General features: G+C 70.6%; 25 protein-coding genes and 1 tRNA gene. 18 read left to right on the forward strand and 8 right to left on the reverse strand.

What is annotated here, in order from left to right:
• Nucleotides 1–25 precede the first annotated feature (25 nt).
• Nucleotides 26–313 carry a co-chaperone GroES gene (gene groES, locus MQC88_RS06520; RefSeq protein ID WP_243320095.1) on the reverse strand — a complete coding sequence of 96 codons (288 nt, stop codon included), beginning with the start codon at nt 311–313 and terminating at the stop codon, nt 26–28.
• Between the two features lie 296 nt (nt 314–609).
• Here groES and cutA point away from each other — a divergent pair, with 296 nt between their 5' ends.
• From cutA to MQC88_RS06585, 13 genes are all read left to right on the forward strand, one after another.
• Entirely contained in the window at nt 610–966 is a 357-nt protein-coding gene (cutA, locus tag MQC88_RS06525) for a divalent-cation tolerance protein CutA (RefSeq protein ID WP_243320098.1), read from the forward strand.
• Between the two features lie 5 nt (nt 967–971).
• Nucleotides 972–3,419 carry a protein-disulfide reductase DsbD gene (locus MQC88_RS06530; protein ID WP_243320100.1) on the forward strand — a complete coding sequence of 816 codons (2,448 nt, stop codon included), beginning with the start codon at nt 972–974 and terminating at the stop codon, nt 3,417–3,419.
• Entirely contained in the window at nt 3,419–4,015 is a 597-nt protein-coding gene (locus tag MQC88_RS06535) for a TlpA family protein disulfide reductase (protein WP_243320102.1), read from the forward strand. The genes MQC88_RS06530 and MQC88_RS06535 overlap by 1 nt, the downstream gene beginning before the upstream one ends.
• 149 nt (nt 4,016–4,164) lie before the next feature.
• Complete coding sequence (gene aroQ, locus MQC88_RS06540; RefSeq protein ID WP_243320103.1) at nt 4,165–4,617, forward strand: type II 3-dehydroquinate dehydratase; 453 nt, start codon at nt 4,165–4,167, stop codon at nt 4,615–4,617.
• Between the two features lie 121 nt (nt 4,618–4,738).
• A complete protein-coding gene (gene accB, locus MQC88_RS06545; RefSeq protein ID WP_243320105.1) occupies nt 4,739–5,212 on the forward strand; it encodes an acetyl-CoA carboxylase biotin carboxyl carrier protein in 474 nt (157 codons plus the stop codon).
• Nucleotides 5,213–5,285: 73 nt separating this feature from the next.
• Complete coding sequence (gene accC / locus MQC88_RS06550; protein ID WP_243320106.1) at nt 5,286–6,653, forward strand: acetyl-CoA carboxylase biotin carboxylase subunit; 1,368 nt, start codon at nt 5,286–5,288, stop codon at nt 6,651–6,653.
• Nucleotides 6,654–6,767: 114 nt separating this feature from the next.
• A complete protein-coding gene (locus tag MQC88_RS06555; protein ID WP_243320108.1) occupies nt 6,768–7,976 on the forward strand; it encodes a hypothetical protein in 1,209 nt (402 codons plus the stop codon).
• Between the two features lie 98 nt (nt 7,977–8,074).
• The gene (gene prmA / locus MQC88_RS06560) at nt 8,075–9,010 is read left to right on the forward strand and encodes a 50S ribosomal protein L11 methyltransferase (protein WP_243320109.1); all 936 of its coding nucleotides are present in this window, start codon (nt 8,075–8,077) and stop codon (nt 9,008–9,010) included.
• A 721-nt stretch (nt 9,011–9,731) separates the two neighbouring features.
• Nucleotides 9,732–10,190 (forward strand): DUF3426 domain-containing protein, encoded by a 459-nt coding sequence (locus MQC88_RS13055; protein ID WP_243320112.1) that lies wholly within the window; start codon nt 9,732–9,734, stop codon nt 10,188–10,190.
• Between the two features lie 128 nt (nt 10,191–10,318).
• Entirely contained in the window at nt 10,319–10,573 is a 255-nt protein-coding gene (gene fis / locus MQC88_RS06570; RefSeq protein ID WP_243320353.1) for a DNA-binding transcriptional regulator Fis, read from the forward strand.
• A 119-nt stretch (nt 10,574–10,692) separates the two neighbouring features.
• Complete coding sequence (purH, locus tag MQC88_RS06575) at nt 10,693–12,243, forward strand: bifunctional phosphoribosylaminoimidazolecarboxamide formyltransferase/IMP cyclohydrolase (RefSeq protein WP_243320355.1); 1,551 nt, start codon at nt 10,693–10,695, stop codon at nt 12,241–12,243.
• A gap of 129 nt (nt 12,244–12,372) precedes the next feature.
• Nucleotides 12,373–13,665, forward strand: a complete 1,293-nt coding sequence (gene purD, locus MQC88_RS06580; RefSeq protein WP_243320114.1) for a phosphoribosylamine--glycine ligase — start codon at nt 12,373–12,375, stop codon at nt 13,663–13,665.
• A gap of 99 nt (nt 13,666–13,764) precedes the next feature.
• The gene (locus MQC88_RS06585; RefSeq protein WP_243320116.1) at nt 13,765–15,666 is read left to right on the forward strand and encodes an MFS transporter; all 1,902 of its coding nucleotides are present in this window, start codon (nt 13,765–13,767) and stop codon (nt 15,664–15,666) included.
• 179 nt (nt 15,667–15,845) lie between these two features.
• Here MQC88_RS06585 and MQC88_RS06590 read toward each other — a convergent pair whose 3' ends face one another.
• The 4 genes from MQC88_RS06590 to MQC88_RS06605 all read right to left on the reverse strand — a co-directional run bounded on the left by MQC88_RS06590 (nt 15,846) and on the right by MQC88_RS06605 (nt 19,193).
• Nucleotides 15,846–16,757 carry a hypothetical protein gene (locus MQC88_RS06590; RefSeq protein WP_243320118.1) on the reverse strand — a complete coding sequence of 304 codons (912 nt, stop codon included), beginning with the start codon at nt 16,755–16,757 and terminating at the stop codon, nt 15,846–15,848.
• A gap of 96 nt (nt 16,758–16,853) precedes the next feature.
• A complete protein-coding gene (gene nudC, locus MQC88_RS06595; protein WP_243320120.1) occupies nt 16,854–17,780 on the reverse strand; it encodes an NAD(+) diphosphatase in 927 nt (308 codons plus the stop codon).
• Between the two features lie 48 nt (nt 17,781–17,828).
• Nucleotides 17,829–18,203: an iron-sulfur cluster insertion protein ErpA gene (gene erpA, locus MQC88_RS06600; protein WP_243320122.1), complete on the reverse strand. Its 375-nt coding sequence runs from the start codon at nt 18,201–18,203 to the stop codon at nt 17,829–17,831.
• A 201-nt stretch (nt 18,204–18,404) separates the two neighbouring features.
• A complete protein-coding gene (locus MQC88_RS06605; protein ID WP_243320123.1) occupies nt 18,405–19,193 on the reverse strand; it encodes a DUF6776 family protein in 789 nt (262 codons plus the stop codon).
• A 95-nt stretch (nt 19,194–19,288) separates the two neighbouring features.
• On the opposite strand from MQC88_RS06605, the gene MQC88_RS06610 reads away from it, so the two are divergent.
• From MQC88_RS06610 to MQC88_RS06620, 3 genes are all read left to right on the forward strand, one after another.
• On the forward strand, nt 19,289–19,867 hold the full coding sequence (locus MQC88_RS06610; RefSeq protein ID WP_243320124.1) for a DUF4126 domain-containing protein: 579 nt from the start codon (nt 19,289–19,291) through the stop codon (nt 19,865–19,867).
• 101 nt (nt 19,868–19,968) lie between these two features.
• Entirely contained in the window at nt 19,969–21,834 is a 1,866-nt protein-coding gene (locus MQC88_RS06615; RefSeq protein ID WP_243320127.1) for an EAL domain-containing protein, read from the forward strand.
• A complete protein-coding gene (locus MQC88_RS06620) occupies nt 21,834–24,197 on the forward strand; it encodes a hybrid sensor histidine kinase/response regulator (RefSeq protein WP_243320129.1) in 2,364 nt (787 codons plus the stop codon). Before MQC88_RS06615 ends, MQC88_RS06620 begins: the two co-directional genes overlap by 1 nt.
• A 155-nt stretch (nt 24,198–24,352) precedes the next feature.
• On the opposite strand, the gene bfr is transcribed toward MQC88_RS06620, so the two are convergent.
• From bfr to MQC88_RS06635, 3 genes are all read right to left on the reverse strand, one after another.
• The gene (bfr, locus tag MQC88_RS06625; RefSeq protein WP_243320131.1) at nt 24,353–24,823 is read right to left on the reverse strand and encodes a bacterioferritin; all 471 of its coding nucleotides are present in this window, start codon (nt 24,821–24,823) and stop codon (nt 24,353–24,355) included.
• 127 nt (nt 24,824–24,950) lie between these two features.
• On the reverse strand, nt 24,951–25,154 hold the full coding sequence (locus MQC88_RS06630) for a (2Fe-2S)-binding protein (RefSeq protein ID WP_243320356.1): 204 nt from the start codon (nt 25,152–25,154) through the stop codon (nt 24,951–24,953).
• Nucleotides 25,155–25,256: 102 nt separating this feature from the next.
• Nucleotides 25,257–25,862 (reverse strand): RNA pyrophosphohydrolase, encoded by a 606-nt coding sequence (locus MQC88_RS06635; protein WP_425491571.1) that lies wholly within the window; start codon nt 25,860–25,862, stop codon nt 25,257–25,259.
• 171 nt (nt 25,863–26,033) lie between these two features.
• Between MQC88_RS06635 and MQC88_RS06640 the strand changes: the two genes are divergently transcribed.
• Nucleotides 26,034–26,110, forward strand: a tRNA-Met gene (locus tag MQC88_RS06640).
• A gap of 12 nt (nt 26,111–26,122) precedes the next feature.
• Nucleotides 26,123–26,479 (forward strand): 6-carboxytetrahydropterin synthase QueD, encoded by a 357-nt coding sequence (gene queD / locus MQC88_RS06645; protein ID WP_243320134.1) that lies wholly within the window; start codon nt 26,123–26,125, stop codon nt 26,477–26,479.
• The last annotated feature ends 68 nt before the right edge of the window (nt 26,480–26,547 follow it).

The following is a 26,547-nucleotide window of genomic DNA, read 5'->3' on the forward strand; positions in this document are numbered from 1 at the left end:
TCCGGGGGACCGGCGGGAGTGCGACTCAGCCGAGGACCGCGAAGATGTCGTCTTCCTTCACCACCAGCAGGTCGGTGCCGTCGAGCTTGACCTCGGTGCCGGCGTACTTGCCGAACAGCACCTTGTCGCCGACCTTGACCTTGGGCGCGCGCAGCGAGCCGTTGTCCAGCGCCTTGCCTTCGCCGACCGCGACCACTTCGCCCTTGATCGGCTTCTCGGTGGCGCTGTCCGGGATCACGATCCCGCCGGCGGACATCTTTTCTTCTTCCATGCGCTTGATCACGACGCGGTCGTAAAGCGGCTTGATGTTCATTGCAACCCTCGCAAGTACTTGATTGTTTGGGGAAACGGCCGGCGATATTAGCAGTCTCAACCCGCGACTGCCAGCACCACGGCGCGAAAACGCCCGGGCCTCCGGGACTGCACCGAGATTGGGCAAGGGTGCGCGGGTTTCAAGGGGCGCCAGGCGGAATTTCGATCGCAGCGCATCGGCAACGCGCCGCTGCGCCGCCCGCTTGCCGTGCCTCCCCGCAACACCGGGCCCGGCCCCTGGCCGCTGCCGCCCCGCGCCCGGCAATCCGGGAAGCCACGACCGCCTGACGCTAAGCTATGCCGGTGAGCGTACTTGTCTGCTTCTGCACCTGCCCCGATACCGCCAGCGCCCTGGCCATCGCCGATGCGCTGGTCGGCGAGCGCCTGGCCGCCTGCGTCAACATCCTGCCGGGGCTGCGTTCGGTGTACCGCTGGCAGGGGGCGATCGAACGCGCGGACGAGGCGCTGCTGCTGATCAAGACCGTGCAGGACCGGCTGCCGGCGCTGCAGGCGCGGGTGGCGGCGTTGCACCCCCATGAACTGCCGGAACTGGTGGCGGTCGAAGTCGCCGGCGGCCTGGCCGCCTACCTGGACTGGGTCGCCGAATCCGCCGCCGCGATGCCAGTCGCGTCCGCGACCGGCACGGGAGAGTGAACGCAATGTCCTTGAGTTCGAGCCGCGCGCGGGCGGCCCGCTGGTTGTGCGCCGTCGCACTGTGCGCGCCGTTGTGGGTGGCAGGGATCAGCGCGGCCCGCGCCGCGGTCGACGAAGCCGACCTGCTGCCGGTTGACCAGGCGTTCGCGCTCACCGCCACCGCGCCGGAGCGCGGCCGCATCCAGCTGTCCTGGAAGATCGCCGACGGCTACTACCTGTACCGGCACCGGATCTCGGTGCAGTCGCTCGATGGCGCGTTCGCGGCGCAGCCGCTGCAACTGCCCCACGGCCGCAGTCACCACGACGAATTCTTCGGCGAGGTCGAGACCTTCCGGGCGCAAGTGCTGGCGGTGCAGCCGGGCACGGCCTCGGCCGGTGCCGACAACGCCACCCTGAAGGTGAAATACCAGGGCTGCGCCGACGTCGGCGTGTGCTATCCGCCGCAGACGCGGACGCTGGTTGTGGCGCTGCCACCGGAAAGCGGCGTGGTTGGCGGGGACAACACGGGGCTCGGCGCGGCGCTCGGCGGGTCCGCTCGCGGCAAGGGCCTGCTGCTTGGTGGCCCCACGGCCGGACCGGGCGAGCCGCTGCCCGAGGCGCAGGCGTTCGGTTTCGAAGCCATCGTCGGCGACGGCAACACCCTGCTGCTGCGTTTCACCCCGGCGCGCGGTTATTACCTGTACCGCGACAAGACCTCGCTGCGCCTGTCCGGCGCCGATGGCATCGCCGCCGGGCAGCCGCGCTGGCCGCGGGGCGTGCAGCATCGCGACGAGCATTTCGGCGACGTGGTGGTGTACTTCGACCAGGTCGACGTGCCGCTGCCGCTGCAGCGCACGCGTGCCGATGCCGCCAGCGTGCGCCTGACCGCGACGTTCCAGGGCTGCCAGACCGACGGCATCTGCTATCCGCCGATGACGCGGACGGTGGCGCTGGCGCTGCCGGCCGGACGCGTGGGCGCGGCCTCCGATGCGATATCCGCGGATGCGACTGCCACGGCCGCGGACGCCGTGGGCGCGGCTTCGGCTGCGGGTGCTTCCAGCACCCAACCCGCCGCAAGCGCATCCGCCACCGCTGCAACGAGCGCCGGGAAGGCGCTCGCGACCCAAGCCGCACCGATGGCTGCGACAGTCACGCCGGAGCAAGCGGAAAGCGACTCCAGGATCGACGCGGCCGAAGACACCCGCCTGGCCGCGGCGCTGGCCGGCCACGGCCGCTGGCTGACCCTGCTCGGGTTCTTCGGCGCCGGCCTGCTGCTGGCGTTCACCCCCTGCGTGTTGCCAATGATTCCGATCCTGTCGGGCCTGATCGCGGGCCAGGGCACGCGCATCGGCACTCGGCGCGCGCTGGCGCTGTCGCTGGTGTACGTGGTCGCCAATGCGCTGGTGTTCACCGTCGCCGGGGTGGTCGCCGGGCTGCTCGGCGCCAACCTGCAGGCGGCGTTCCAGAATCCGTGGATCATCGCCGCGTTCGCGGCGCTGTTCGTGGCCCTGGCGCTGTCCTCGTTCGGCCTGTACGAACTGCAACTGCCGGCGGCAGTGCGTTCCCGGCTGGGCGCGCTCAGCGACCGCCAGCGCGGCGGTTCGCTGCCCGGCGTGGCCGCGATGGGCGCGCTGTCGGCGCTGATCGTCGGCCCCTGCGTGGCGCCGCCGCTCGCCGCCGCCGTGCTGTACATCGGCCAGAGCCACGACCCGGTGCTCGGCGGGGCGGCACTGTTCCTGCTGGCGATGGGCATGGGCGTGCCGCTGCTGTTCTTCGGCGCCGCGGCCGGCCGCGGCATGCCGACCAGCGGACCGTGGATGACGATGGCGCAGCGCGTGTTCGGCTTCGTGTTCCTGGGACTGGCGGTGTGGATGCTGTCGCGGATCCTGCCGGCAGTCGCGACGCTGGCGTTGTGGGGCCTGCTGGCACTGGCCGCGGCGGCCTGGGCGCTGTCGGCGACGACGCACGCCGCGCACACGCGCGTGGCGGCGCGCTTTGCCGGGTTGCTGCTTGCGGTGCTGGGCGTGGCGGAACTGCTGGGCGCGCTTGGCGGCGGCCGCGATCCGCTGCAGCCGTTGGCCGGCGTGTTCGGCGCGCCGCGCGCGCAGAGCGTGTCGTTCCGCACGATCAAGTCCTCCGCCGACCTGGACCGCGAGCTCGCCGCCGCCCAGGCCGCGGGGCAGCCCTTGCTGTTCGATTTCTATGCGGACTGGTGCGTGAGCTGCAAGGAGATGGAGAAGTACACGTTCACCGATCCGGCGGTGCAGGCGGCGCTGTCGGGTTTCGTGCTGCTCAAGGCCGACGTCACCGCCAACGACGACCTCGACCAGGCGCTGATGCGGCGCTTCGGCATCATCGGGCCGCCGGGCACGCTGTTCTTCGTCGATGGCCGCGAGCGCCGCGAACTGCGGCTGGTGGGCTACGAAAAGTCCGCGGCCTTCGCCACCCGCGTGCAACGCGCGGACGCGCGCTGATGCGGTCTTCCGCCAAGGTGGTGCTGGTCGCGCTCGCGGCTGGCGCGCTGGGCGTGGCCGCCAGCCTGATGACCAGCGGCCCGGGGCCGTTGCTGCGCAGCGAACCCGGGCAGCGGCTGCTGGGCGCGGCCTTGTCGGCCAGCGCCCCGGCGCCACCGGCCGGGGTCAGCGTGGCCACGCGCGGAGAACGGGTCGCCGCGATCAGCGTCCGCGATCCCGATGGCAACCGCGTGGAAATCCCCGGACGGTTCGCGGGTCGTCCGTTGCTGGTCAACGTCTGGGCCTCCTGGTGCGCGCCGTGCCTCAAGGAAATGCCGGAGTTGCAGCGCTTCGCCACGCAACAGGGCGCCGATGGCGTGCAGGTGGTCGGCATTGCCCTGGACGAACCCGATGCCGTCGCCGCCTTCCTGCGGCGGGTGCCGGTGTCGTATCCGATCCTGCTGGACGCACCGGGGCCGGCCGATGCCGGGGTCCGCCTGGGCAATCCCCGGGGAGTGTTGCCGTACTCGGCGCTGATCTCGGCCGACGGCCGCCTGCTGAAACAGCGGATCGGTCCCTTCGACGCCGGCGAAATCGATGCGTGGACAGGCGATTAGCGCGGTCATTAGAGCCCCAACTCGAACACGCGCTTAACTTTCTGCAATCCGGCCCATCTTCGCCGATCCTGCAAGCAACTCCGAGGGGCTCTGGACAGCGGGATTGGCATCGCGCAGACTGCGCCTCCCAAGTCCCGGCCCCCGGTTGCATGGCCAAGCTGCTGCTCCTGCACGGACCCAACCTCAACCTGCTCGGCAGCCGCGAGCCGGAGCGCTATGGCCACGCCACGCTGGCCGAGATCGACGGCGACCTGTCCACTCGTGCCGCCGCCGCCGGCCATGCATTGCAGCACCTGCAATCCAATGCCGAGGCCGAGCTGGTCGACCGCGTCCAGGCGGCGGGCCGCGACGGCACCGACTTCATCCTGATCAACCCGGCCGCCTTCACCCACACCTCGGTGGCGCTGCGCGATGCATTGGCGGCGGTGGCGATTCCCTTCATCGAAGTACACCTGTCCAACCCGCACGCGCGCGAACCGTTCCGCCGCACCAGCTATTTCAGCGACCTGGCCGTCGGCGTGGTCGCCGGCTTCGGCGCCGACAGCTACCGCTACGCACTGGACGCCGCCCTGCAGAGACTCGGCACCCCCGCAAATCCCTGACCCGCCATCCCGGACGCAGCCAGGCACGCTGCATTCGTCCCGCACCAACCCGGCCAAGGCGCTCCATTGCCCGCGCCCGGGATGACAGGTCCTTGTCCAAATCCGATAAAGAGGCCCACCCATGGATCTCCGCAAGATCAAGAAGCTGATCGACCTGCTCGAGGAATCCAACCTCGCCGAGATCGAGATCAAGGAAGGCGAGGAGTCCGTGCGCCTGGCACGCGTGCCCAATGGCGGGATCATGGCCGCCACGCCGATGCACTACGCCCCGGCGGCGGCCGCACCGCCGCAGGCGATGCCGATGCAGTCGCCGACCGAAGCCGCCACCGGCGGCCAGCCGAAGCCTTCCGACCTGCCCCCCGGCGACATCGCGCGCGCGCCCATGGTCGGCACGTTCTATGCGTCGCCGGCGCCGGACAAGCCGCCATTCGTCACCGTCGGCCAGGCGGTCAAGGCCGGCGACACGCTGGGCATCATCGAGGCGATGAAGATGTTCAACCCGATCGAGGCCGAGGTCTCCGGCACGGTGCTGAAGGTGCTCGCGGAGAGCGGCCAGCCGGTCGAATTCGACCAGCCGTTGTTCGTGATCGGCTGAGCCCGCCGATTCCGATTCGCTACGCTTCTTCGGCTTCCGCCCACGGCCAAGCCAGGACGAACGGGAAACCTTCATGCTCGACAAAGTCGTCATCGCCAACCGCGGCGAAATCGCATTGCGCATCCTGCGCGCCTGCCACGCGCTGGGCATCCGCACGGTCGCGGTGCATTCCACCGTCGACCGCAACCTCAAGCACGTGGCGATGGCCGACGAATCGGTGTGCATCGGCCCGGCGCCCTCGGCGCAGAGCTACCTGGACATGGCCTCGATCATCGCCGCGGCCGAAGTCACCGACGCCCAGGCGATCCACCCCGGCTACGGCTTCCTCAGCGAGAATGCCGACTTCGCCGAGCGCGTCGAGCAGTCCGGCTTCATCTTCATCGGGCCGCGCCCGGAGACCATCCGGTTGATGGGCGACAAGGTCGAGGCGATCCGCGCGATGAAGGACGCCGGGGTGCCGTGCGTGCCCGGCAGCGGCGGCCCGCTGGGCGACGACAACGACACCAACATCGTGATCGCGCGCGAGATCGGCTACCCGGTCATCGTCAAGGCCGCCGGCGGCGGCGGCGGCCGCGGCATGCGCGTGGTCCACACCGAGGCCGCGCTGGGCAATGCCGTCGCCACCACCAAGTCGGAAGCCAAGGCCGCGTTCGGCAACGACATGGTGTACATGGAGAAGTTCCTGGAGAACCCGCGCCACGTCGAGATCCAGGTGCTGGCCGACGGCCAGGGCAACGCGATCCACCTGGGCGAGCGCGACTGCTCGATGCAGCGCCGCCACCAGAAGGTGGTCGAGGAAGCGCCGGCGCCGGGCATCAGCGCCGACATGCGCGCGCAGATCGGCAAGGTCTGCACCGAGGCCTGCATCCGCATCGGCTACCGCGGCGCCGGCACGTTCGAATTCCTGTACGAGGACGGCCGCTTCTACTTCATCGAGATGAACACCCGCATCCAGGTCGAGCACCCGGTCACCGAACTGGTCACCGGCATCGACCTGGTGCGCGAGCAGCTCGCCATCGCCGCCGGGCACAAGCTCTCGATCAGGCAGGACGACATCGTCCTCGACGGCCACGCGATCGAGTGCCGCATCAACGCCGAGGACCCGGACAGCTTCCTGCCCTCGCCCGGCCTGATCCAGCATTTCCACGCCCCCGGCGGCCCCGGCGTGCGCGTGGATTCGCACATCTACGAAGGCTATCGCGTTCCCGCCAACTACGATTCGATGATCGGCAAGCTGATCGTGCACGGCCCGGATCGCGAAACCGCGATCGCGCGCATGCGCGTGGCGCTGTCGGAGATGGTGGTCGACGGGATCAAGACCAACATCCCGTTGCAGCAGCGGATCATGGCCGACACCGGCTTCCAGCAGGGCGGACAGAACATCCACTACCTGGAAAAGCGCCTGGCCGAACGCCGGGACACTTCGATCGGCCTGGCCTGATCGCGCCGCGAACGGCACCGCTGGCAGCGCGCGCATGGCCTGCCGCGGGCGGTTTGCGCGTACTGCGCAGATGACCCGCGCCGCATGCGCGGCATTCCACGCCACAGGTACGCCATGACCCTGCCCCGCATCTCCCTGCTCGCGCTGGCTGTCGCCGCGCTCGCCATCCCCAATGCCAGCCGTTCGGCCAGCAACGCCATCCCGCAGCTGTACATGGATGTCGCCACCCACGACATGGCCGGCATGCCGGCGATGGGCGGCCTGGGCCGCATGGCGATGGGCATGTTCGGCGGCAGGGGGCAGGCCAGCTACGGCATGACGCGGATGCCGGGGATGCCGGGGCAATACCTGGACATCGCCCTGTACAACGGCAGCAATCCCGCACCCGAAGCCAGCCAGGCGATCCCCGCCGGGCTGCGGCTGGGCAACAGCCTGCCGCTGCTGCCACCGCCGCCCGCGCGCGCCTCCTCGACGCCCGGGAGCGACGTGCGCGGCATCGCCGATGGTGGCGAGCACACGTCGCGCATCCTGGTGTACTGGGGCTGCGGGACCGAAGTGCGCGCCGGCCAGCCGCGCGAGATCCGCATCAGCCTCAAGAACGGCAAGGCCGACATCAGCGGTTCGATGCCGCAGGGGCGCAGTTCGCCGGACCGCGCGATCAACCCGGGTCCCGAATATGCGCTGTGGCCCAACCCGCGCAGCCAGAAGCAGGTGCCCGACGGCGCCTCGCTGGTCGGCCAGCACCAGGTCAGCGGCCCCGGCGTGCCGGCGTCGATGAAGTTCGAGCTGGAACGCATGCAGGACTTCATGCCCAGGATCGCGCTGTCGAGCAGCGGCGGTGGCGCCGCGGCCACCACCTGGAGCTGGAAGCCGGTGGACCGCGCCACCGGCTATTTCCTCAGCGCGATGGGCCAGAAGGACGATGCACTGGTCATGTGGAGCAGTGCCGAGATGCCCGAGCCGGGCAGCGGGCTGATGGACTACCTGCCCGAAGCCACGGTCGCCAAGTGGATCGGCGAACGCGTACTGCTGGGCCCGCAGGTCGACCACTGCGCGATCCCGCGCGGCATCTTCGGCGAAGGCGCCGGGATGACGCAGATGATCGCGTATGGCCCGGAACGCAACATCGCCTGGCCGCCGCGGCCGGCCGACGCCAAGGCCGCGTGGAAACCGGAATGGAACGTGCGCGTGCGCGCCAAGTCGACCGCGTTCGCGCCGATGGGGATGGGCAACATCGGCGGCGCGGAGCGTGGCGAGGAAGCCGCGCCCGCGGACGAAGGCAAGCCGGTCAAGAAGCTGCTGCGCGGATTGCTCGGCCGCTGAGCGCCGGCCGCCGGGCGCGGCGGCGGGTTCGCGGCGCCGAGGCTTGCCCTGTGCACGGTGGGCGCGGACCATGGCGGCCCGCAACCCGGTGCCGCGCGATGCCCTTCCTCGAACTCTCCGTCCGCTGCCGCGAGGCCGAACAGCCTCGCTACGAAAACGCGCTGGAGGATGTCGGCGCGCTTGCGGTGACGATGCTCGACGCGGACGTCGACACCCCGAACGAACGCGCGATCCTGGAACCCGGCGTCGGCCAGACGCCGCTGTGGGACGAAGTCGCGCTGACGGCGCTGTTCCCGGGCGACGCCGACGCGCTGCTGCTGCTGGCCGCGCTGGAAGCCTTCGATCCCGCCCTGGACTGGTCGCGGGCCGGCTTCCGCAAGGTTGCCGACCAGGATTGGGAACGCGCCTGGATGGACCAGTACGCGCCGCTGCATTTCGGCAGCCGCACCTGGATCGTGCCCTGGAACCACGACCTGCCGCCCGGCGCGGAGGCGCCCGACGCGGCCGTGGTGCGACTCGACCCTGGCCTGGCGTTCGGCTCGGGCACCCATCCGACGACATCGCTCTGCCTGCAATGGCTCGACGCGCTCGCCGGTGACGACGCGCTGCGCGATGCCACCGTGCTCGACTTCGGTTGCGGCAGCGGCATCCTCGCGCTGGCCGCGCTCAAGCTCGGTGCCGCGCGCGCGGTTGCGGTCGACAACGATCCGCAGGCGCTGCTGGCCACCCGCGACAACGCCGTGCGCAACGCGGTCGGCACGCGGCTGGTCGCATGCCTGCCCGACGACGAGCCGCGCGCGACCTATCCGGTGGTCGTGGCCAACATCCTGGCCTCCGCGCTGGACGTCCTGGCCGAAACCCTGGCGGCGCGGGTCGCGCCCGGCGGTCGCATCGCCCTGTCGGGCATCCTCGCCGGCCAGGAAAACGCGCTGCTGGCGCGCTACGGCGCCTGGTTCGGTGCCCTGCGTGCCGTGCGGGAAGGCGACTGGATGCGGATCGACGGCATCCGTCGCGAGCAGCCGGACCACGCCTGAGCGGGCAACCGCTGCCACGGCGACGGCGGATGGACGCCACCGCGCCAGTCCGTAAACTCGCCGCATGTTCGTGCTCTGCCCGCATTGCCAGTTCCTGGTTGCGCTGGATCCCGTCAGCGGAATCCCGCCGCAACGCTGCCCGCGTTGCGAAGAAATCCTGCAGCCCACCGCGGCGCCCGCCGCCGCGAATGCGTCGACCACCCCGGCGCAGGAACCTTTCGCGCCAACGCCTGGCGACACCACGGCAGCGCCACCGCCCCGCACGGAACCCACGCCTGCAACTGCACCGAGGCCCGCAATTGCAGCGGAAACCGAAGAGGCTCCGGAATCCGCAGCCGCACCGGAACCCACATCGAAGCCCGCAGCGGCATCGAAGCCCGACACTGCGCCTGCACCGGCACCTGTAGCGCAACCTGCATCGGAACCGGCGCCGCCCCCAGCCATTGCATCGCAAGTGGCAATCGCGCCCGCACCTGCTCCGAAACCTGCACTTGCACCGGGGCCCGCCGTTGCACCGGAGCCCGTGGCCTCGCCGGAGCCCGCTGCGCCCGCGATCCCCGCGCCAGTGCCGCCCGATGCGCCACCGGCCGCCGCGGACGCCGTCGTTCCGACGCAACCGGAGGCCATCCCCGCCGCGCCGTCCGCCAGGGCGCCGCGCGCCAGGACCACGCCCAGCTTCGCCCGCGTGCCGAGCGCCGGGGGCAGCGCCGGCAACCGTCGCGTGTGGCGCAAGCCTGCCGCGATCGCAGCCCTGGCGCTGCTGCTGGCATTGCAGCTGGTGCTCGCCGATCGCGCGCAACTGGCGGCCAGCGCGCGCTGGCGCCCGCTGGTGGCGACGCTTTGCGGAGCCTTCCGGTGCAGCGTGCCGCCGTGGCGGGAACCGGCCGCCATCGCCTTGCTGCATCGCGACGTGCGTCCGCACCCGACATTGCCGGGCGTGCTGCATGTCAGCGCCACCTTCCGCAACGACGCGCGCTGGCCGCAACCCTGGCCGGCATTGCTGCTGACCCTGTCGGACGTCGATGGGCGCAGCGTCGGCGCGCGCGCGTTCGTGCCGCGCGAGTACCTGGACGGCGCGCCAACGCACGGCGGACTGGCCAGCGGCCAGAGTGCGACGGTGGCGATGGACATCATCGAACCGGCGCCGCGCATCGTCGCATTCACCTTCGACTTCCAATGAGGGCGCAAGCCATCGCGATGGCACCTGCGACGACGGCGCGCTAGACTCGCTCCCCCGTCGGGCCCCGGGCCGGCGGCGCAACACGCTCGCAATGGGGACCCCGCTTGAACGCCGAACGTACGCAATCCATGGGCACCCAGGCCCGCAGCGGCACGCGTCCGCCGCTGCGCGAGCATGTCGCCACGTCGGTGCGCCGCTACCTGCGCGACCTCGACGGCAGCGATGCCAACGACCTCTATGAAATCGCCCTGCGCGAACTGGAGATCCCGTTGTTCGCCGAAGTGCTGGGCCACTGCGACGGCAACCAGAGCCGTGCCGCGGCGATGCTCGGCATCCATCGCGCGACCCTGCGCCGCAAGCTCAAGGATTACGGCATGGCGTAAGCGCGCCGGCAGCCCGCGCGCCGCGCGGGCCAGCGGCGGGCGCGCCGTATAATCCCCGCCTCTTCCGCTGTCCGCCCCTTCGCATGCCCCCTGCCCGCCCGTCCGCACCGGCCGTGGAAATCCGCCGCGCGCTGCTGTCCGTTTCCGACAAGACCGGCCTGGTCGAGCTCGCCCGCGCGCTGGCCGCGCGCGGCGTGGAACTGCTGTCCACCGGCGGCACCGCGCGCGCCCTGCGCGATGCCGGCCTGGCGGTCCGCGACGTCTCCGACGCCACCGGCTTCCCGGAAATGATGGACGGCCGGGTCAAGACCCTGCACCCGGTGGTGCACGGCGGCCTGCTCGGTCGCGCCGGCGTCGACGACGCGGTGATGGCGCAGCACGGGATCGGCGCGATCGACCTGCTGGTGCTCAACCTGTATCCATTCGCGCAGGTCTCGGCCAACCCGGACAGCAGCTTCGAAGAGGTCATCGAGAACATCGACATCGGTGGCCCGGCGATGCTGCGTTCGGCGGCGAAGAACTTCGCGCGGGTCGCCGTCGCCAGCAGCCCGGCGCAGTACCCCGGCATCGTTGCGGAACTGGATGCGAACGCCGGCGCGCTGTCGGCCAGGACCCGCTTCGACCTCGCCGTGGCCGCGTTCAACGACGTCGCCATCTACGACGCCTGCATCAGCAACTACCTGTCCTCGCTCGACGAGGAAGGCGGGCGACAGCTGTTCCCGGGCCAGAACAACAGCAACTTCGTCAAGGTCATGGACCTGCGCTACGGCGAGAACCCGCACCAGCAGGGCGCCTTTTACCGCGACCTGTGGCCGGTACCCGGCACCCTGGCGACCTTCAGCCAACTGCAGGGCAAGGAGCTGTCGTACAACAACCTCGCCGACGCCGATGCGGCGTGGGAGTGCGTGCGCCAGCTCGAGCGGCCCGCGTGCGTGATCGTCAAGCACGCCAATCCCTGCGGCGCGGCCGTGGGCAAGGGCTGCGCCGACAGCTACGAAGCCGCCCATGCCACCGACCCGACCTCGGCCTTCGGCGGCATCATCGCCTTCAACCGGGCACTCGACGCGGCCACCTGTAGGACCATCCTCGACCGCCAGTTCGTCGAGGTGCTGATCGCGCCGGACTACGACGAAGGCGCGCTGGCGTATGCGAAGAAGAAGGCCAACGTGCGCGTGCTGCGGATCCCGCATGGCGACGGCCGCAACAACTTCGACGTCAAGCGCGTCGGCTCCGGGCTGCTGATGCAGACCAGCGACATCCGCGAAGTCGCGCGCGACGAGCTCAAGGTGGTCACCCGCAGCGCGCCGACCCCGGCCGAACTCGACGACCTGCTGTTCGCATGGCGCATCGCCAAGTACGTCAAGTCCAACGCCATCGTCTATGCCCGGGACCAGCGCAGCATCGGCATCGGCGCCGGGCAGATGAGCCGGGTGGTGTCGGCCAGGATCGCCGCGCTCAAGGCCGAGGAGGCCGGGCTGGCGGTGGCGGGCGCGGTGATGGCCAGCGACGCGTTCTTCCCGTTCCGCGACGGCATCGATGCCGCCGCGGCCACCGGCATCCGTGCGGTGATCCAGCCCGGCGGCTCGATGCGCGATGGCGAGGTGATCGCCGCGGCCGACGAGCACGGCATCGCGATGGTGTTCACCGGCGTCCGCCATTTCCGGCATTGAGCGTTTGCTACAGGGCATCGTTCCCGTGGCGGCAGCGCCAGCCGCGGGCTCCTGCCCCGGGGCGTTGCGGACAAGCCCGCGGCTGAAGCCGCCGGGATGGATGTCGATGGCCTTCAGGGAGAGCCACGCATGAAACTCCTCATCATCGGTTCCGGCGGGCGCGAACACGCGCTGGCGTGGAAGCTCGCGCAGTCGCCGCGCGTGTCCGAGGTGCTGGTCGCGCCCGGCAATGCCGGCACCGCGCAGGAAACCGGATGCCGCAACGTCGACGTCGCCGCCAGCGACATCGACGGCCTGCTGGCGCTGGCCGCGCGCGAGTGCGTGTCGTTGACCGTGGTCGGCCCCGAGGGCCCGCTGGTGGCCGGCGTGGTCGATGCCTTCCGCGCCGCCGGCCACCGCGTTTTCGGCCCGACCGCGGCCGCCGCCCAGCTGGAGGGCAGCAAGGCCTTCGCCAAGGACTTCCTCGCCCGCCACGGGATCCCGACCGCGCATTACGCGGTGCACACCGAGGTCGACGCCGCCGTGGCCTACGTGCGCGAGAAAGGCGCGCCGATCGTCATCAAGGCCGATGGCCTGGCCGCCGGCAAGGGCGTGATCGTGGCGACCACGCTGGCCGAGGCCGAGGCCGCGGTGCGCGACATGCTCGCCGGCAATGCCTTCGGCGCCGCCGGCGCGCGCGTGGTGGTCGAGGAGTTCCTCGACGGCGAGGAGGCGAGTTTCATCTCGATCGTCGACGGACACAACGCGCTGCCGATGGCCACTTCGCAGGACCACAAGCGGGTCGGCGACGGCGACACCGGCCCCAACACCGGCGGCATGGGCGCGTATTCGCCCGCGCCCGTAGTGACGCCCGACGTGCACGCACGGATCATGCGCGAGGTGGTCGATCCGACCGTGCGCGGCATGCAACGCGACGGCGTGCCGTTCACCGGCTTCCTTTACGCCGGCCTGATGATCGACAGGACCGGCGCGCCGAAGGTGATCGAGTTCAACGTGCGTTTCGGCGACCCGGAAACGCAGCCGGTGATGATGCGCCTGCAGTCCGACCTGCTCGACCTGGTCGAAGCCGCGATCGAAGCGCGGCTGCACACGGTGCAGGCGCGATGGGATCCGCGGCCGGCGCTCGGCGTGGTCATGGCCGCGGCCAACTATCCCGGCACGCCGCGGCTGGGCGACGTGATCAGCGAATGGGACGTGCCCGACATCGAGGACACCAAGGTCTTCCATGCCGGCACGCGGCTGGAAGGCGGCCACGTGGTCACCGCCGGCGGCCGGGTGCTGTGCGTGTGCGCGCTCGGCGACAGCGTTGCCGAGGCGCAGCGCCGCGCCTACTCCGAAGTCGCCGGCATCTCCTGGCACGGCGAGTTCCATCGCCACGACATCGGCTGGCGGGCGATCGAGCGCGAACGCGTGCCGGCGTGAGCGCAGGCCGCAACCCGCGCCCTGAGCCACCCCGGGAGGCGCCGCCGGTCTGCTAGGCTCTCGCGCCAGCGTCGCCCGCCGGCAGGCGCGGAGAGCCGCATGGCGCAGGTCGAGAAGAAGCATTCGCAGTTCGAGCTGCTGCGGCAGCGGCGCTTCCTGCCGTTCTTCATCACCCAGTGCCTGGGCGCGTTCAACGACAACGTGTTCCGGCAGGCGATCATCGGCCTGTTGTTCTGGATGCAGGCCTCGCCGTCGCAGCGCACGCTGTATGCATCGCTGGCGCCGGCGATCTTCATCCTGCCCTACTTCCTGTTCTCGGCCACCGCGGGGCAGATCGCCGAGAAGCTGGAGAAGGCCCGGCTGATCCGCATCACCACGGCGATGGAGATCGCGATCATGTCGCTGGCGGCGCTGGCGTTCGCGTTGCAGGCGCTGCCGCTGCTGCTGGTGGCGCTGTTCCTGACCGGGGTGCAGTCGACCCTGTTCGGGCCGGTGAAGTATTCGATCCTGCCCACGGTGCTGCGCCCGGAGGAACTGACCGGCGGCAACGGCCTGGTGGAAATGGGTACGTCGGTCTCGATCCTGGCCGGGATGATCGCCGGGGGCATGATCTTCACCCTGGCCGGCGCGCACGGCACGCTGGCGGCGGGCGCGGCGCTGGTCGCACTGGCGATCGCCGGAAACCTCGCCAGCCGCATGATCCCGGCAGCGGGCGCGGCGGCGCCAGAACTCAGGATCAACTGGAACCCGCTGGTCGAATCCCGGGCGGTGCTGCGGCTGGCCCGCAGGCAGCCGGCGGTTCGCAACGCGGTGCTCGGGGTGTCCTGGTTCTGGTTCGTCGGCACCGTGTTCGCGACCCAGCTTCCGGACTACGCGCCGCTCAACCTGGGCGGCAGCAACACGCTGTACGTGTTCGTGCTGGCCTTGTTCTCGATCGGCACCGGCGTGGGCTCGATGCTGTGCGAGAAGCTGTCGATGCGCACGGTGGAGATCGGGCTGGTGCCGCTCGGCGCGTTCGGCATGAGCGCGTTCCTGTTCGACCTGTACTTCGCCCGCAGTGGCGCGGCGGTGGTGCACGGGCTGGATATCGCCGGCTTCCTGCAGCAGCCGGGCAGCTGGCGGACGGTGGCGGACCTGGTCGGCATCGGCCTGTTCACCGGCTTCTTCGTGGTGCCGCTGTTCGCGTTGATCCAGAGCCGGACGCCCAAGGACGAACTGTCGCGGGTGATCGGCGCGCTCAACATCCAGAATTCCGGCTTCGTGGTCGCCGCCTCGCTGTCGTGCCTGGCGCTGCGGACCTGGGCCGGCTGGAGCATCCCGCAGTTGTTCCTGGCGCTGGCGGTGGCCAATACGCTGGTGGCGATCTGGATCTTCACCATCGTGCCCGAGTTCCTGATGCGGTTCCTGAGCTGGCTGCTGGTGCGCGCGCTGTACCGGCTGCGCGCGCGCGGGATCGAACGGCACGTGCCCGACGAGGGCGCCGCGCTGATCGTCTGCAACCACGTCAGCTACATGGACGCGCTGATCCTGTCGGCCAGCATCCCGCGGCCGGTGCGCTTCGTCATGTACTGGAAGATCTTCCAGATCCCGGTGATGCGCTGGATCTTCCGCACCGCCAAGGCGATCCCGATCGCCGGCGCGCGCGAAAACCCGGAAATGATGCAGCGCGCGTTCGACGCGGTCGATGCGGCGCTGGCCGATGGCGAACTGGTGTGCATCTTCCCGGAGGGCGCGCTGACGCGGGACGGCGGGATCGCCAGGTTCAAGTCCGGGGTCGAAAGGATCCTGGAGCGACGGGCGGTCCCGGTGGTACCGATGGCCCTGCGCAACATGTGGGGCAGCATGTGGAGCCGGCGCGACTCGCGGCTGGGGAGGATGCGGGTGCCGCGGCGGCTGCGCGCGCACGTGGACGTGGTCGCCGCCGCGCCGCTGGAGGCTGCCGGCGCCACCGCGGAAACGCTGGAAGCGACGGTACGCGCATTGCGCGGCGACGCGGCCTGAGCGGCAACGCCCGGCATCGCGCAGGAGCGGTGCAAGCCAAGATGCGTCGCGGTGTCACCGCCGCTGCAACGCGGGTCGCCGCGAGGCGTGGGGTCCAACAAGCCTACTTCGGGCCAGGAGAAACACTCGTTCGCGCCGGACGTTCGCCGAAGCCGCGCGGCAGTGCCGCGCAAGCGACTTCAGCTCACCCAACCCGCCAGTACGAACAGCGCCAGCACGGCCAGCCATAGCAGCAGCGTGCGCCAGGCCAGGCTCATCGCATCGCGCAGTTCCGGCAGTTCGCCCAGCTCCCGCACCAGCGCGGTCGGGCTGGCCACGCCTTCCTCGACATAGTCCAGCGCCTCGTCGGCGAGTTCGGACTTGACGCTGGCGCGCGCGGCCGCGGCAAGGAACCCGGCATCGAGCCGGAACGAGGCGCCGCCATTGTCCTTCCAGGCGCCGACCACGGTGTCGAAGTCGCCGACCAGCGCCATCGACAGCGCCATCAGCTGCGCCACCGGCCAGTCCAGCAGGCCGTGCAGCCAGCGGGCGCCGGCGGCGGTGTCGGCCGGCAGCAGGCGCGCGTCGTCGCCTTCGGCTGCGAGCGCCGCCAGCCGATAGAGCAGCGCCCCGAAGGGCCCCAGCAGCAGGAACCAGAACAGCACGCCGAACCAGCGGCGCTGCGCACTGGTGACGACCGCCGAGACCAGCGACGGCGCATCCAGCGATGCCTGTGCGGGATCGGGCCACAGCCGCGACGCTGCCTCGCGGCGCGCGACCGGGTCGGGGGCCGCCACGATCGCCTCGACATCCACGTCCAGGTCGCGCGGGCCCCAGCAATAGAACAGCACCGCGACCCCGAGCACCAGGCCGGCCAGGCCGAGCAGCGGCGCATCAACGGCGAGCTGGAACAGGCCGACCGCGAGCAGCGGCGGCAGCAACGCCAGCGCGATGCCGTAGCGACCGCGCCAGAAACCACCTTCGGGGAAGCGCCGGTCGAGCCAGCGCAGCCAGTGCCCGTACCAACCGAAATCGCGGACCGAAGCCGCCAGCGCGGGCGCGGCGTGGCCGAGCGCGAGGGCGATGACCACGGCGATGAGGGTGATCGACATGCGGCCGAGTTTACCCGCAGGTGTGCGCCCTTGGCGCGGGGAGGGCGTCGTGCCACGCCATTCGAGCCCGGCCCTTCGGGCCGGGCGCAAGGCCCGCTACCGGGGCTGGCCCTGCAGCCACTGCTCGGCGAGCCAGCGCGCGATCGAGATCGGCGAGGACAGCACGATGCCGTCATCACCGGCCGCCTCGGCCGCGTCGGCGGCCGTGCTCCAGTCCCGGTCCAGGCCGGCGCGCACGCTGGCCGCGTCGAACCAGCGCGCGTCCTCGAGTTCGTCGCCGGCCACGGGAGTATCGGCGTCTGCGTGCGCAAGGAAACCCAGCATCAACGCGCCGGGAAACGGCCACGGCTGCGACGCCAGGTAGCGGCAGCTGCGCACGCGCACCCCGGTTTCCTCGAGCACCTCGCGGGCGACGGTCTGTTCCAGCGATTCGCCTGGTTCGACGAAACCGGCGATCACCGACCACCGCCGCGCCGGCCACGTCGCCTGCCGCCCCAGCAACAGGCGCTCGCCATCGCTGACTGCGACGATGATCGCCTGGTCGGTGCGTGGGTAATGCTCGCTGTTGCACTGGCGGCAGCGGCCGAGCCAGCCGGCGCGGACGAAATCGAGTTCGCCGCCGCAGCCGCCGCAATGGTGGTGGCGCGCATGCCAGTGCAGCAGTGCGCGGGCCTGGGCGAAAACGGTGGCCTCGAACGCCGGCCAGGCCGCCGCGGCGGCGCGCAGGTCGACGCGTTGCGGCGCCGCCGCGACGACAGCCGGTGCAACGGTGGCGGCGCGCTGCGCGAACCAGCCGGCGCCATCGCGCAGGCCGAGGAAGATCGCGCCGCCGGGACCGCCGCCGATCCGTTCGCCGCCGGGCGCGAACAGGCGGTTGCCGGCATCGGCCCGCGCATGGCCATCGTCATCCAGCAACACCACCCGCCCCTGCGGCCACAACAGGGCCAGCGCCTCGGGATCGTCGCGCAGCGCATCGGCGCGATCTAGCGCGCCATCGATGAAGGCGAACGGGCTGGTGGTCATGCACGTTCCATGGTTGCCGGGACGACGCGCGTCCGCGTTGTCCAGTCCCTAGACGGTGAAGCTGCTGCCGCAGCCGCAAGTGCTCTTGGCGTTGGGATTGCGGATCACGAACTGCGCGCCGTGCAGGCTCTCGGTGTAATCGACTTCCGCGCCCATCAGGTACTGCAGGCTGAGCGGATCGACCAGCAACACGACCTCGTCGGTGGCGATGGCAAGGTCGTCCTCGCCCTGCTGCTCGTCGAACTCGAAGCCGTACTGGAACCCCGAGCAACCGCCACCCTGGATGTAGACGCGCAGCTTGAGCGCCGGATTGCCTTCCTCGGTGATCAGCTCGCGCACCTTGGCCGCGGCGGCGGCGCTGAATTCCAGCGGTCGCTGCAACGACTGGTAACCCGGGGCGGTTTGGGCGGACGCGGTTTCCATGCGCTCAGGATGGGGCGTGCCGGGCCGCGATTCAACCGCAGCCTTGCGCTCGGGCCTGCCCGGACCCGCGACGATCGCGCAGGCAATGCCCGCTCCAGGCGCAAACCGGGCTTGCTGCCGGGCGCAGCGGGGATCCGCTCTTTCGCCTCCCGCCTGCGTGCAAGGCCCGGCAGGTCGCGCTCCGCGCCCGGATGCGGTGATTCAGGGCGCGCCGGTTTCCGCCTTGGAGGCGGCCTCGGCCCAGGTGAACGACTGTTCCACCGGATTGCCACGCGCCGGCGCAAGCCGCGCGATGATGCGTACCGGTTGCAGCCCCGACGGCAGCAGCACGTCGCCTTCGACCTGCTGGAAATACTTGAACGAATACTCCAACCCGGCGGCGCCAGGCTGCTGCCGCAGCTGCTCCCACGACAGCTTCTGCAGCTTGCCGTCGCGGCTGCCCTCCAGCGACAGGGTCAGGCGGCCGCTGTTGACCGCGCCGCGGTTGAGGTTCTGGGTCAGGGTGGCGGTGAAATGCCAGGCCGGCCCGCCCTGCGGCTGCAACTGCAGCTGGTGCACGTTGAGGCCGTGGCGCTTGGCGGTGCTGCCGACCAAGCGTTCGTAGAAGGCGACGTCGGCGCGCAGCCCGGCGATTTCCTCGTCGCGCTCGGCCAGCGTGCCCTGCAGGTCGCGGTTGGCTTCGCGGCTGATCTGGTCGGAGCGCGCCAGCGTGGCGGCGCGCTGCTCCATCTCGTCCAGCCGCGCCTGCTGCGCCGCCACCACGGCGCCCTGGTCGGTCGACTGTGGCGCCAGCACCGTCCATACCCCCCAGACGCCGAACACCACCGCCAGCAGGAACACCGCGACCAGCGCGTAGGCGATGCCGTGGCCATGGGTGACCGGAATGTCGAGGCTGGCCTCGGCGGCTTCGACCGCGGACTCGACCACCGACGTCGTGGAGGCAGGGTCCGGCGCCTGCGGTGGAGGTTGCGATGGCGGGGGTGCACTCATGGCACCGGTATAGCCAGCCGCTTCGGGCCGCGTCAAGCCGGGCTGCCGTAGACTGCGGCGCGAGCGGCGCTGGCCGCGCAGCGCCGGAGGCCGCCATGTCCGAAGCCCACCTGTTCGCGATCGGCGTGCTGCTGGCTTGGCTGGCCGGCATCCGCGTCTACCTCACCGTGTTCGGGCTCGGCCTGGCCGGTTATTTCGGCTGGCTCGACCTGCCGCAGGCGCTGCAGGTCACGCAGTCGCCGTGGGTGATCGGCGTCTCCGGCACGCTGGCACTGGTGGAATTCTTCGCCGACAAGATCCCGGGCGTCGACTCGGCCTGGGACCTGCTGCATACGCTGCTGCGGGTGCCGGCGGGCGCGTTCCTCGCGGCATCGGCGATGTCGCCGGACGGCCATCTGGGCGCAGGCATGCTGGCCACCGGCGCCGGAGTTGCGTTGAGCAGCCACCTGCTGAAGTCGGGTTCGCGCGCGTTGCTCAACACCTCCCCGGAGCCGGTCAGCAACTGGACGGCATCGGTCAGCGAGGATGCGGCCGTGGTCGGCGGGCTGGCGCTGGCGTTCGCGCATCCCTGGTTGGCGCTGGCGCTGGTGGTGGCGGTCAGCGTGTTGCTGGCGCTGGCGGTCTGGTGGCTGTGGCGCACGCTGTCGCGCGGGGTTCGGACACTGTCCCGATAGCCGCTGCGCATGCACCGGTACTGGCCGGTTTGCACCGTGCAATCCGTCCCATGACGGTGTCGGGGCGCGTTCGCATAATGGCGGCTCCAGCGAGGAGCGTCATGACCGCAATCCCGTCCCCGCAGCGCAACCCTGCCGAAGCCGCCAACGATTCGGGCATCGACATGCCGTCGCGCGCGGAGTATCCGCCGGCGCATTACTGGCGTCGATGGAGCAACGATGCAGCGGCCGCAAGCGCCCCGGAATCCACGCTGCCGCCAGCTGCGGCCGACGCGCCGGGCGCCGATGCCGCTGGTGTTGCCGGCGACGACCCGGGCGATGCGCCGTACCGGGTGCTGGTGGTGGAGGACGATCCCAGCCAGGCGCTGTTCGCGGAGAGCGTGCTGAGCGGCGCGGGCATCCAGGCCCAGGTCACGACCGTGCCCGAGGCGGTGATGCCGTCGATGCAGCAGTTCAGCCCGGACCTGGTGCTGATGGACCTGCACATGCCGGGCATGAGCGGCACCGAACTCACCAGCCTGATCCGCGAGCACCCGATATTCGCGCATACGCCAATCGTGTTCCTGACCGGCGATCCCGACCCGGAGCGCCAGTTCGAAGTGCTGGAATGCGGGGCCGACGACTTCCTCAGCAAGCCGATCCGCCCGCGCCACCTCATCGCCGCTGTGCAGAGCCGGATCAAGCGCGCGCGCGCGCTGCGCCGCCAGCGCTTCGGCGATGCCAGCCGGCACCCGCATACCGGCCTGCACACCCGGCCCTACTTGATGCAACGCATCGCCGCGGCGCTGACCGCCGGCAACGGCCGCGGCGCGTTCTTCGTGGAAATCCAGAATCCGGGCGCGCTGCACGACCGCTACGGCTATGCCGGTTTCGAGCAGCTGATGCACGCCGTCGGCCGGCGCGTGGGTGAGCTTGCCGGGGCCTGCCCGAGCGCACGGCTCAACGACAACGCCTTCCTGGTGTTCGCCCCCGACGGCGCGCCGGAGCTGGAAGCGCTGGCCCGCACCTTGCGCGATGGCATCAGCCACCCGCCGTTCGACATGGACGACATGCCGCAGCGGCTGCGCGCGGCAATCGGCTACAGCACGCTGGAACATGGCTTCGCGGATGCCGGTGCGGTGCTCGATGCGGTCGAGCAGGCCGCGCGCACCGCCCGCGGCGAACCTATCGGACTGGCCGCCTACGCGCCTCCGGCGCGCTCGGACACCAGCGCCGACCTGGTGGAGGCGATGCGCTCGGGCCTGCGCGACGGCGCCTTCGAACTGCAGTTCCAGCCGGTGGTCGCGGTCGCCGGGGGCGAGGAAGCACAATTCCAGGCGCTGCTGCGCATGCGCCATGCCGACGGCAGCGTGCGCAGCGCCGGCGAGCTGGTGCCGGTCGCCGAAACGGCCGGGCTGATGCCGGAGATCGACCGCTGGGTGCTGCTGCAGGCGATCGACCTGCTGCACCGGCGCCGCGACGAACAACGCCCGGTGCGCTTGTTCGTGTCGCAGTCGCCGCACTCCCTGGCGCGCGACCTGCATGCCACCTGGTTGCTGGAAATGCTCGCCAGCCACGGCATCGAAGGGCCATCGCTGGTGATCGACCTGCGCCTGGACGACGCGCTGGTGCACTCGATCGTCCTGCGCCAGTTCAGCGAGCAGCTGATGCCAGCCGGGGTGCAGTTCTGCCTCAGCCAGTACGCGCACGGCGACGAAGCCGACGCGCTGCTATCGCAACTGCCGCTGGGCTACGTGCGCCTGGCCCCACGCTATTCGCACGCACACGCCGACCCGCAATTGCGCGACGAACTGCGCGCAGCGATCGACCGCGCGCACCGCCTCGGCCTGCAGGTGATCGGGCCGCAGGTGGAGGATCCGCAGGGCGCGGCCACGTTGTGGATGAGCGGCATCGACTTCATCCAGGGCAACCTGGTGCAGCAGGCGGCCGGCGAACTCGACTTCGACTTCCAGCATTCGGTGCTCTGATGCCCGCCGATCCGCGCCTGTCGCCGCCCACCAGCCGCTGGCTCGCACTGGGCGCGGCCGCAGGCGCCGCGCTGGCGCTGGCGCTGGAGCGCTTCGGCATGTCCGGCCCCTGGACCAGCGTGGCCCTGCTGCTGGTGCTGCTGGCGCTGTTCGCGATCACGGCCTACCTGCACGCCTCGCGCCGGCGCGATGCCGCCTGGCAACGCGCCGATGAACGGGTGCGCCGCGGCGAGGCCGCGATCGGGGAGCTGCAGCGCGAGATCGACCGCCACACCGTGCTCGAGCAGCAGTTGCTGCAGGCCAAGCAGGAGGCGGAGTCGGCGGTGATGGCGAAGGGAGAATTCCTCGCCACCATGAGCCACGAGATCCGCACCCCGCTCAACGGCATCGTGCCGATGCTCGACCTGCTGCTGCACGCGGGCTCGCTGGCACCGGACCATCGCGAACTGGTGCGCACCGCCTACGCCTCTTCGCACCAGCTGCTGCGGATCGTCGACGACATCCTCGACTACTCCAAGCTCGAGGCCGACCGCCTGGAGCTGGAAACCACCACCTTCAACCTGCGCGAGCTGCTGGAAACGGTGATCCAGCTGATGGAGCGCCCGGCCGAGGCCAAGGGCCTGCGCCTGCGCCTGCACATCGACCCGTCGGTGCGGCTGCCGGTGCGCGGCGATCCGGTGCGCCTGCGCCAGGTACTGGGCAACCTGATCAGCAACGCGGTCAAGTTCACCGAGCGCGGCTCGGTCACCGTGACCGTCACCCGCACCGGCGAAAGCACCGCACAGCACCAGTTGCGCTTCGAGGTCCGCGACTCCGGCATCGGTATCGCCCAGGACGCGCAGGGGCGGCTGTTCCAGGCCTTCAGCCAGGCCGACGCCTCGACCACGCGCCTGTACGGCGGTACCGGCCTGGGGCTGGCGATCTGCCGCCGGATCGTCGACCTCATGGGCGGGCGGATCTGGGTCGAGTCCGAGCCGGGCCGCGGCGCGACCTTCCGTTTCGACATCCCGCTGCTCAAGGTGCAGGGCGACATGCCCACGCGCGAACTGGAGTTCGCCGGCGGCCGACTGCTGCTGCTCAGCGCCGATGCGCGGCTGCGGCTGCGGCTGACGATGCTGCTGCCCAACTGGGGACTGCGCGTGACCGCGGTGGAAACCACGCACGAAGCGCTCGACCGGCTGCGCGCCGCCGCGGCGCAGGGCGAACCCTGGGCCTATGGCATCGTGCTCGCCGACCTCACCGGCATGCGCAATACCGCGCTGGCCCTGCATCGCAACCTGGAGCGTCACGCGATCTTTGGCGATGTGCGGCTGGTCTGCCTGCAGGGCGACGACGCGGTACCCGAGGAACTTCAGCGCAGCGCCACGCTGCTGCCGCGCAACGCGCCCGAGGCCGACCTGCGCACCGCGCTTACCAGCAAGCCCACCAGCGGCGAGGATCGTCCCGGCAGGCAGCCGGTGATCGACGCCAGTGCATCCGCGCCGGGATCGGCCGCCAGCGCGCGGGTGCTGCTGGTGGAAGACAATCCGGTCAACCTCATGGTCGGCCAGCGCCTGCTCAACGTCCTCGGGGTGGATTGCGATACCGCGCACAACGGCGAGGCCGCGCTGCTGCGGATGCAGGCCTCGCGCTACGACCTGGTGTTGATGGATTGCCAGATGCCGGTGATGGACGGCTATAGCGCCACCCGCCACTGGCGCGAGGCCGAGCAGGCTGCGCAGGACGGCCAGCACCTGCCGATCGTCGCCATGACCGCCAACGCCATGGCCGGCGACCGCCAGAAGTGCATCGACGCCGGCATGGACGACTACCTCGCCAAGCCGGTCACCCGCGCGGAACTGGAGCGCTGCCTGCACCGCTGGTGGCGGCCGCGGCCGACAGCGGGCGCCGAGGCGCCGGTGGCGGCGCCGGAAACGCCGACACTGACGGCAGGCAGCGATGCACCGGCGGCCGCGGCCGCGGCCCTCGCCGCGCCGGCGCCCATTCCCGCCCCGATGCAGGCCAACGACATGGACTCGGTCATCGACCAGGAAGTGCTGGAAGAACTGCGCGCGGTACTGGGCAGCGAGGTCGACCGCCTGATCGCGGTCTTCCTCGACACCACCCCGCCGCTGATCGCCAAGCTCGAGGCCGCCGCGCTGGGACCGGATTTCGATGCCCTGCGCGAGGTGGCGCATTCGCTGAAGTCCTCCAGCGCCAACCTCGGCGCGATGACGCTGTCGGCCGCCGCCAAGCTGGTGGAACACGGCGCGCGCATGCGCAAGCTGGAGCGGCCGGTGGTCGCGGTCGCCCTGGTTTCGGGCGAATATGCCCGCGTCGCCGAGGCATTGCGCGCGGGCGTGCAGGCGGAAGCCCGGGCTTGAAGCGACGGCCTGGATTCAGCGCCGTACCGACGGCCTGATCCCAGGCCCGCACATCTACCCGCAAATCGACGCCGGTGACCCGTGGCGTCGTCGGACTGGACTCATCGGGCCGGGCAGAGTGCCCCGGCTGGTGCGGTTTTTCGCCGCGCGCAGCCTCAGTCCTCGACCTTGGACAGCAGGTAGTTCTGCAGCCCCAGGCGGTCGACCAGCCCGAGCTGGGTCTCGATCCAGTCGATGTGCTCTTCCTCGGATTCGAGGATGCCGGCGAACAGGTCGCGGCTGACGTAGTCCCCGACCTGCTCGCAGTACGCGATCGCATCCTTCAGCGTCGGCAGCGCCTCCAGTTCCAGCGCCAGGTCCGCCTTCAGCACTTCCAGCGGATCCTCGCCGATGCGCAGCTTGCCCAGGTTCTGGAAGTTGGGCAGGCCGTCCAGGAACAGGATGCGCTCGGACAGCTTGTCGGCGTGCTTCATCTCGTCGATCGACTCGTGGTGCTCGTGCTCGGCCAGTTCCTTCAGGCCCCAGTTCTTCAGCATCTTGGCGTGCAGGAAGTACTGGTTGATCGCGATCAACTCGTTGTACAGCGCCTTGTTGAGGTGTTCGATGACCTTGGCGTCGCCCTTCATGCCCGCGCTCCGTGTGTGCCGATGACCGGCGATGCTAACGCCAGGTGGGGAACGAAGGCGGAACGCGAATCGACCGCATCCGCGCGCGCGTCCCGCGTAGCGCGAGCGCGGATGGAAAGGACCCGCGTCAGGCGGCGTGCGACAGCACCGGCAACGGCAGTTCGCGGCTTGCGTGCACGTCGTCGAGCAGTTGCGCCGCCATCTCCAGGCAGCCGCCGCAGGTGGAACCACAGCCGGTGCGCATGGTCAGTTCGGCAAGCGTGCGGCAGCCGGCCGCTGCGACCTCGCGGATCTCGCGATCGGTGACCCCATTGCAGATGCAGACGTACACGGCGGCTCGCGGCTGGTGCGACAGGCGCGATTTTCGCGTCAAATGCGAATGATTGTCAATCCGAAACGCGCCCACTGGCCGCGCCCACCCCGGCCCGGCGGTTCAACCCTGCCCGCGGCTCCCTGGGCCCGCCGGCTTGCCGGCGCCGGCCAGCGCCCCGCGTGGGGGCGCCGCGCGCGGCCGGGGCCGTGACCAGCTGTCGGCGCCAGCCGGGGGAATCGCCTGCTGCCCGGCGATCTGCCGGGCGAACGGCGCCAGGTGCCGCAGCGCGCTGGCATAGACCCCGCGCTTGAACACCACCACGTGCTGCAGCGGATACCAGAAGTCCACCCAGCGCCAGTGATCGAATTCGGGCTTCTCGGTCAGGTCCAGGCGCAGGTCGGATTCGTCGCCGGTGAACTGCAGCAGGAACCAGACCTGCTTCTGGCCGATGCAGACCAGGTGGTCGTTGCGGCGGATCGCGCGCTGCGGCAACCGGTAGCGCAGCCACCCCGGGGTCACCCCGAGCACGGCGACATGCTCCTGGCGCAAGCCGGTCTCTTCCTCGAGCTCCCGGTACATCGCCTCGAGCGGGGTCTCGTCGGTGTTCATCCCGCCCTGCGGGAACTGCCAGCCGTCGCGGCGCACGCGCCGGGCCCAGAACACCCGGCCGTCCGGGTGCATCAACACGATGCCGACGTTGGGTCGGTAACCGTCCGGATCGATCACGATGCGGACTCCTGAATGCACTGCGTCCGACTCTGCCATGTGCGCGCCGGGGCGACAAGCGCGGCCGCCCGCAATTGACGGCAAGCGCGCCGGCATGGACAATTCGCGGTTCGCCGCGGGACTTCCCGGTCCTGGCCGGATTGCCGACGGCAACCCGCGCGGCCCACAAAAGGCTATGTAGCTCAGCCGGTTAGAGCACAGCACTCATAATGCTGGGGTCGGTGGTTCGAGTCCACCCATAGCCACCACGCCGCGTCCCCATGGACATCTTCAAGACTTTCACCCTAGAAGCCGCCCACCGGCTGCCGAACGTGCCGGCCGGGCACAAGTGCGCGCGCCTGCACGGGCATTCGTTCCGGGTCGAACTGCGGGTGGCGGGCGAATTGGGCGAGCACAGTGGCTGGGTGATGGACTTCGCGCAGATCAAGGCGGCGTTCGCGCCCTTGCATGAACAACTTGACCACCACTACCTGAACGACATCCCCGGACTCGAGAATCCGACCAGCGAACGCCTGGCGATCTGGATCTGGGAGCGGCTGAAGCCGGCGCTGCCCTTGCTCGACGAAGTGGTGGTGCACGAAACCTGCACGTCCGGTTGTCGCTATCGGGGCACCTGAACGACCCTGCGCCGCAAGCGCGGGCGCGCGTTTGATCCAGGTCATATGAACCCGCGGCCAGGACTGGC

The organism is Cognatiluteimonas sedimenti, assembly GCF_022808325.1.
GTDB classification, from domain to species: Bacteria; Pseudomonadota; Gammaproteobacteria; order Xanthomonadales; family Xanthomonadaceae; genus Cognatiluteimonas; species Cognatiluteimonas sedimenti.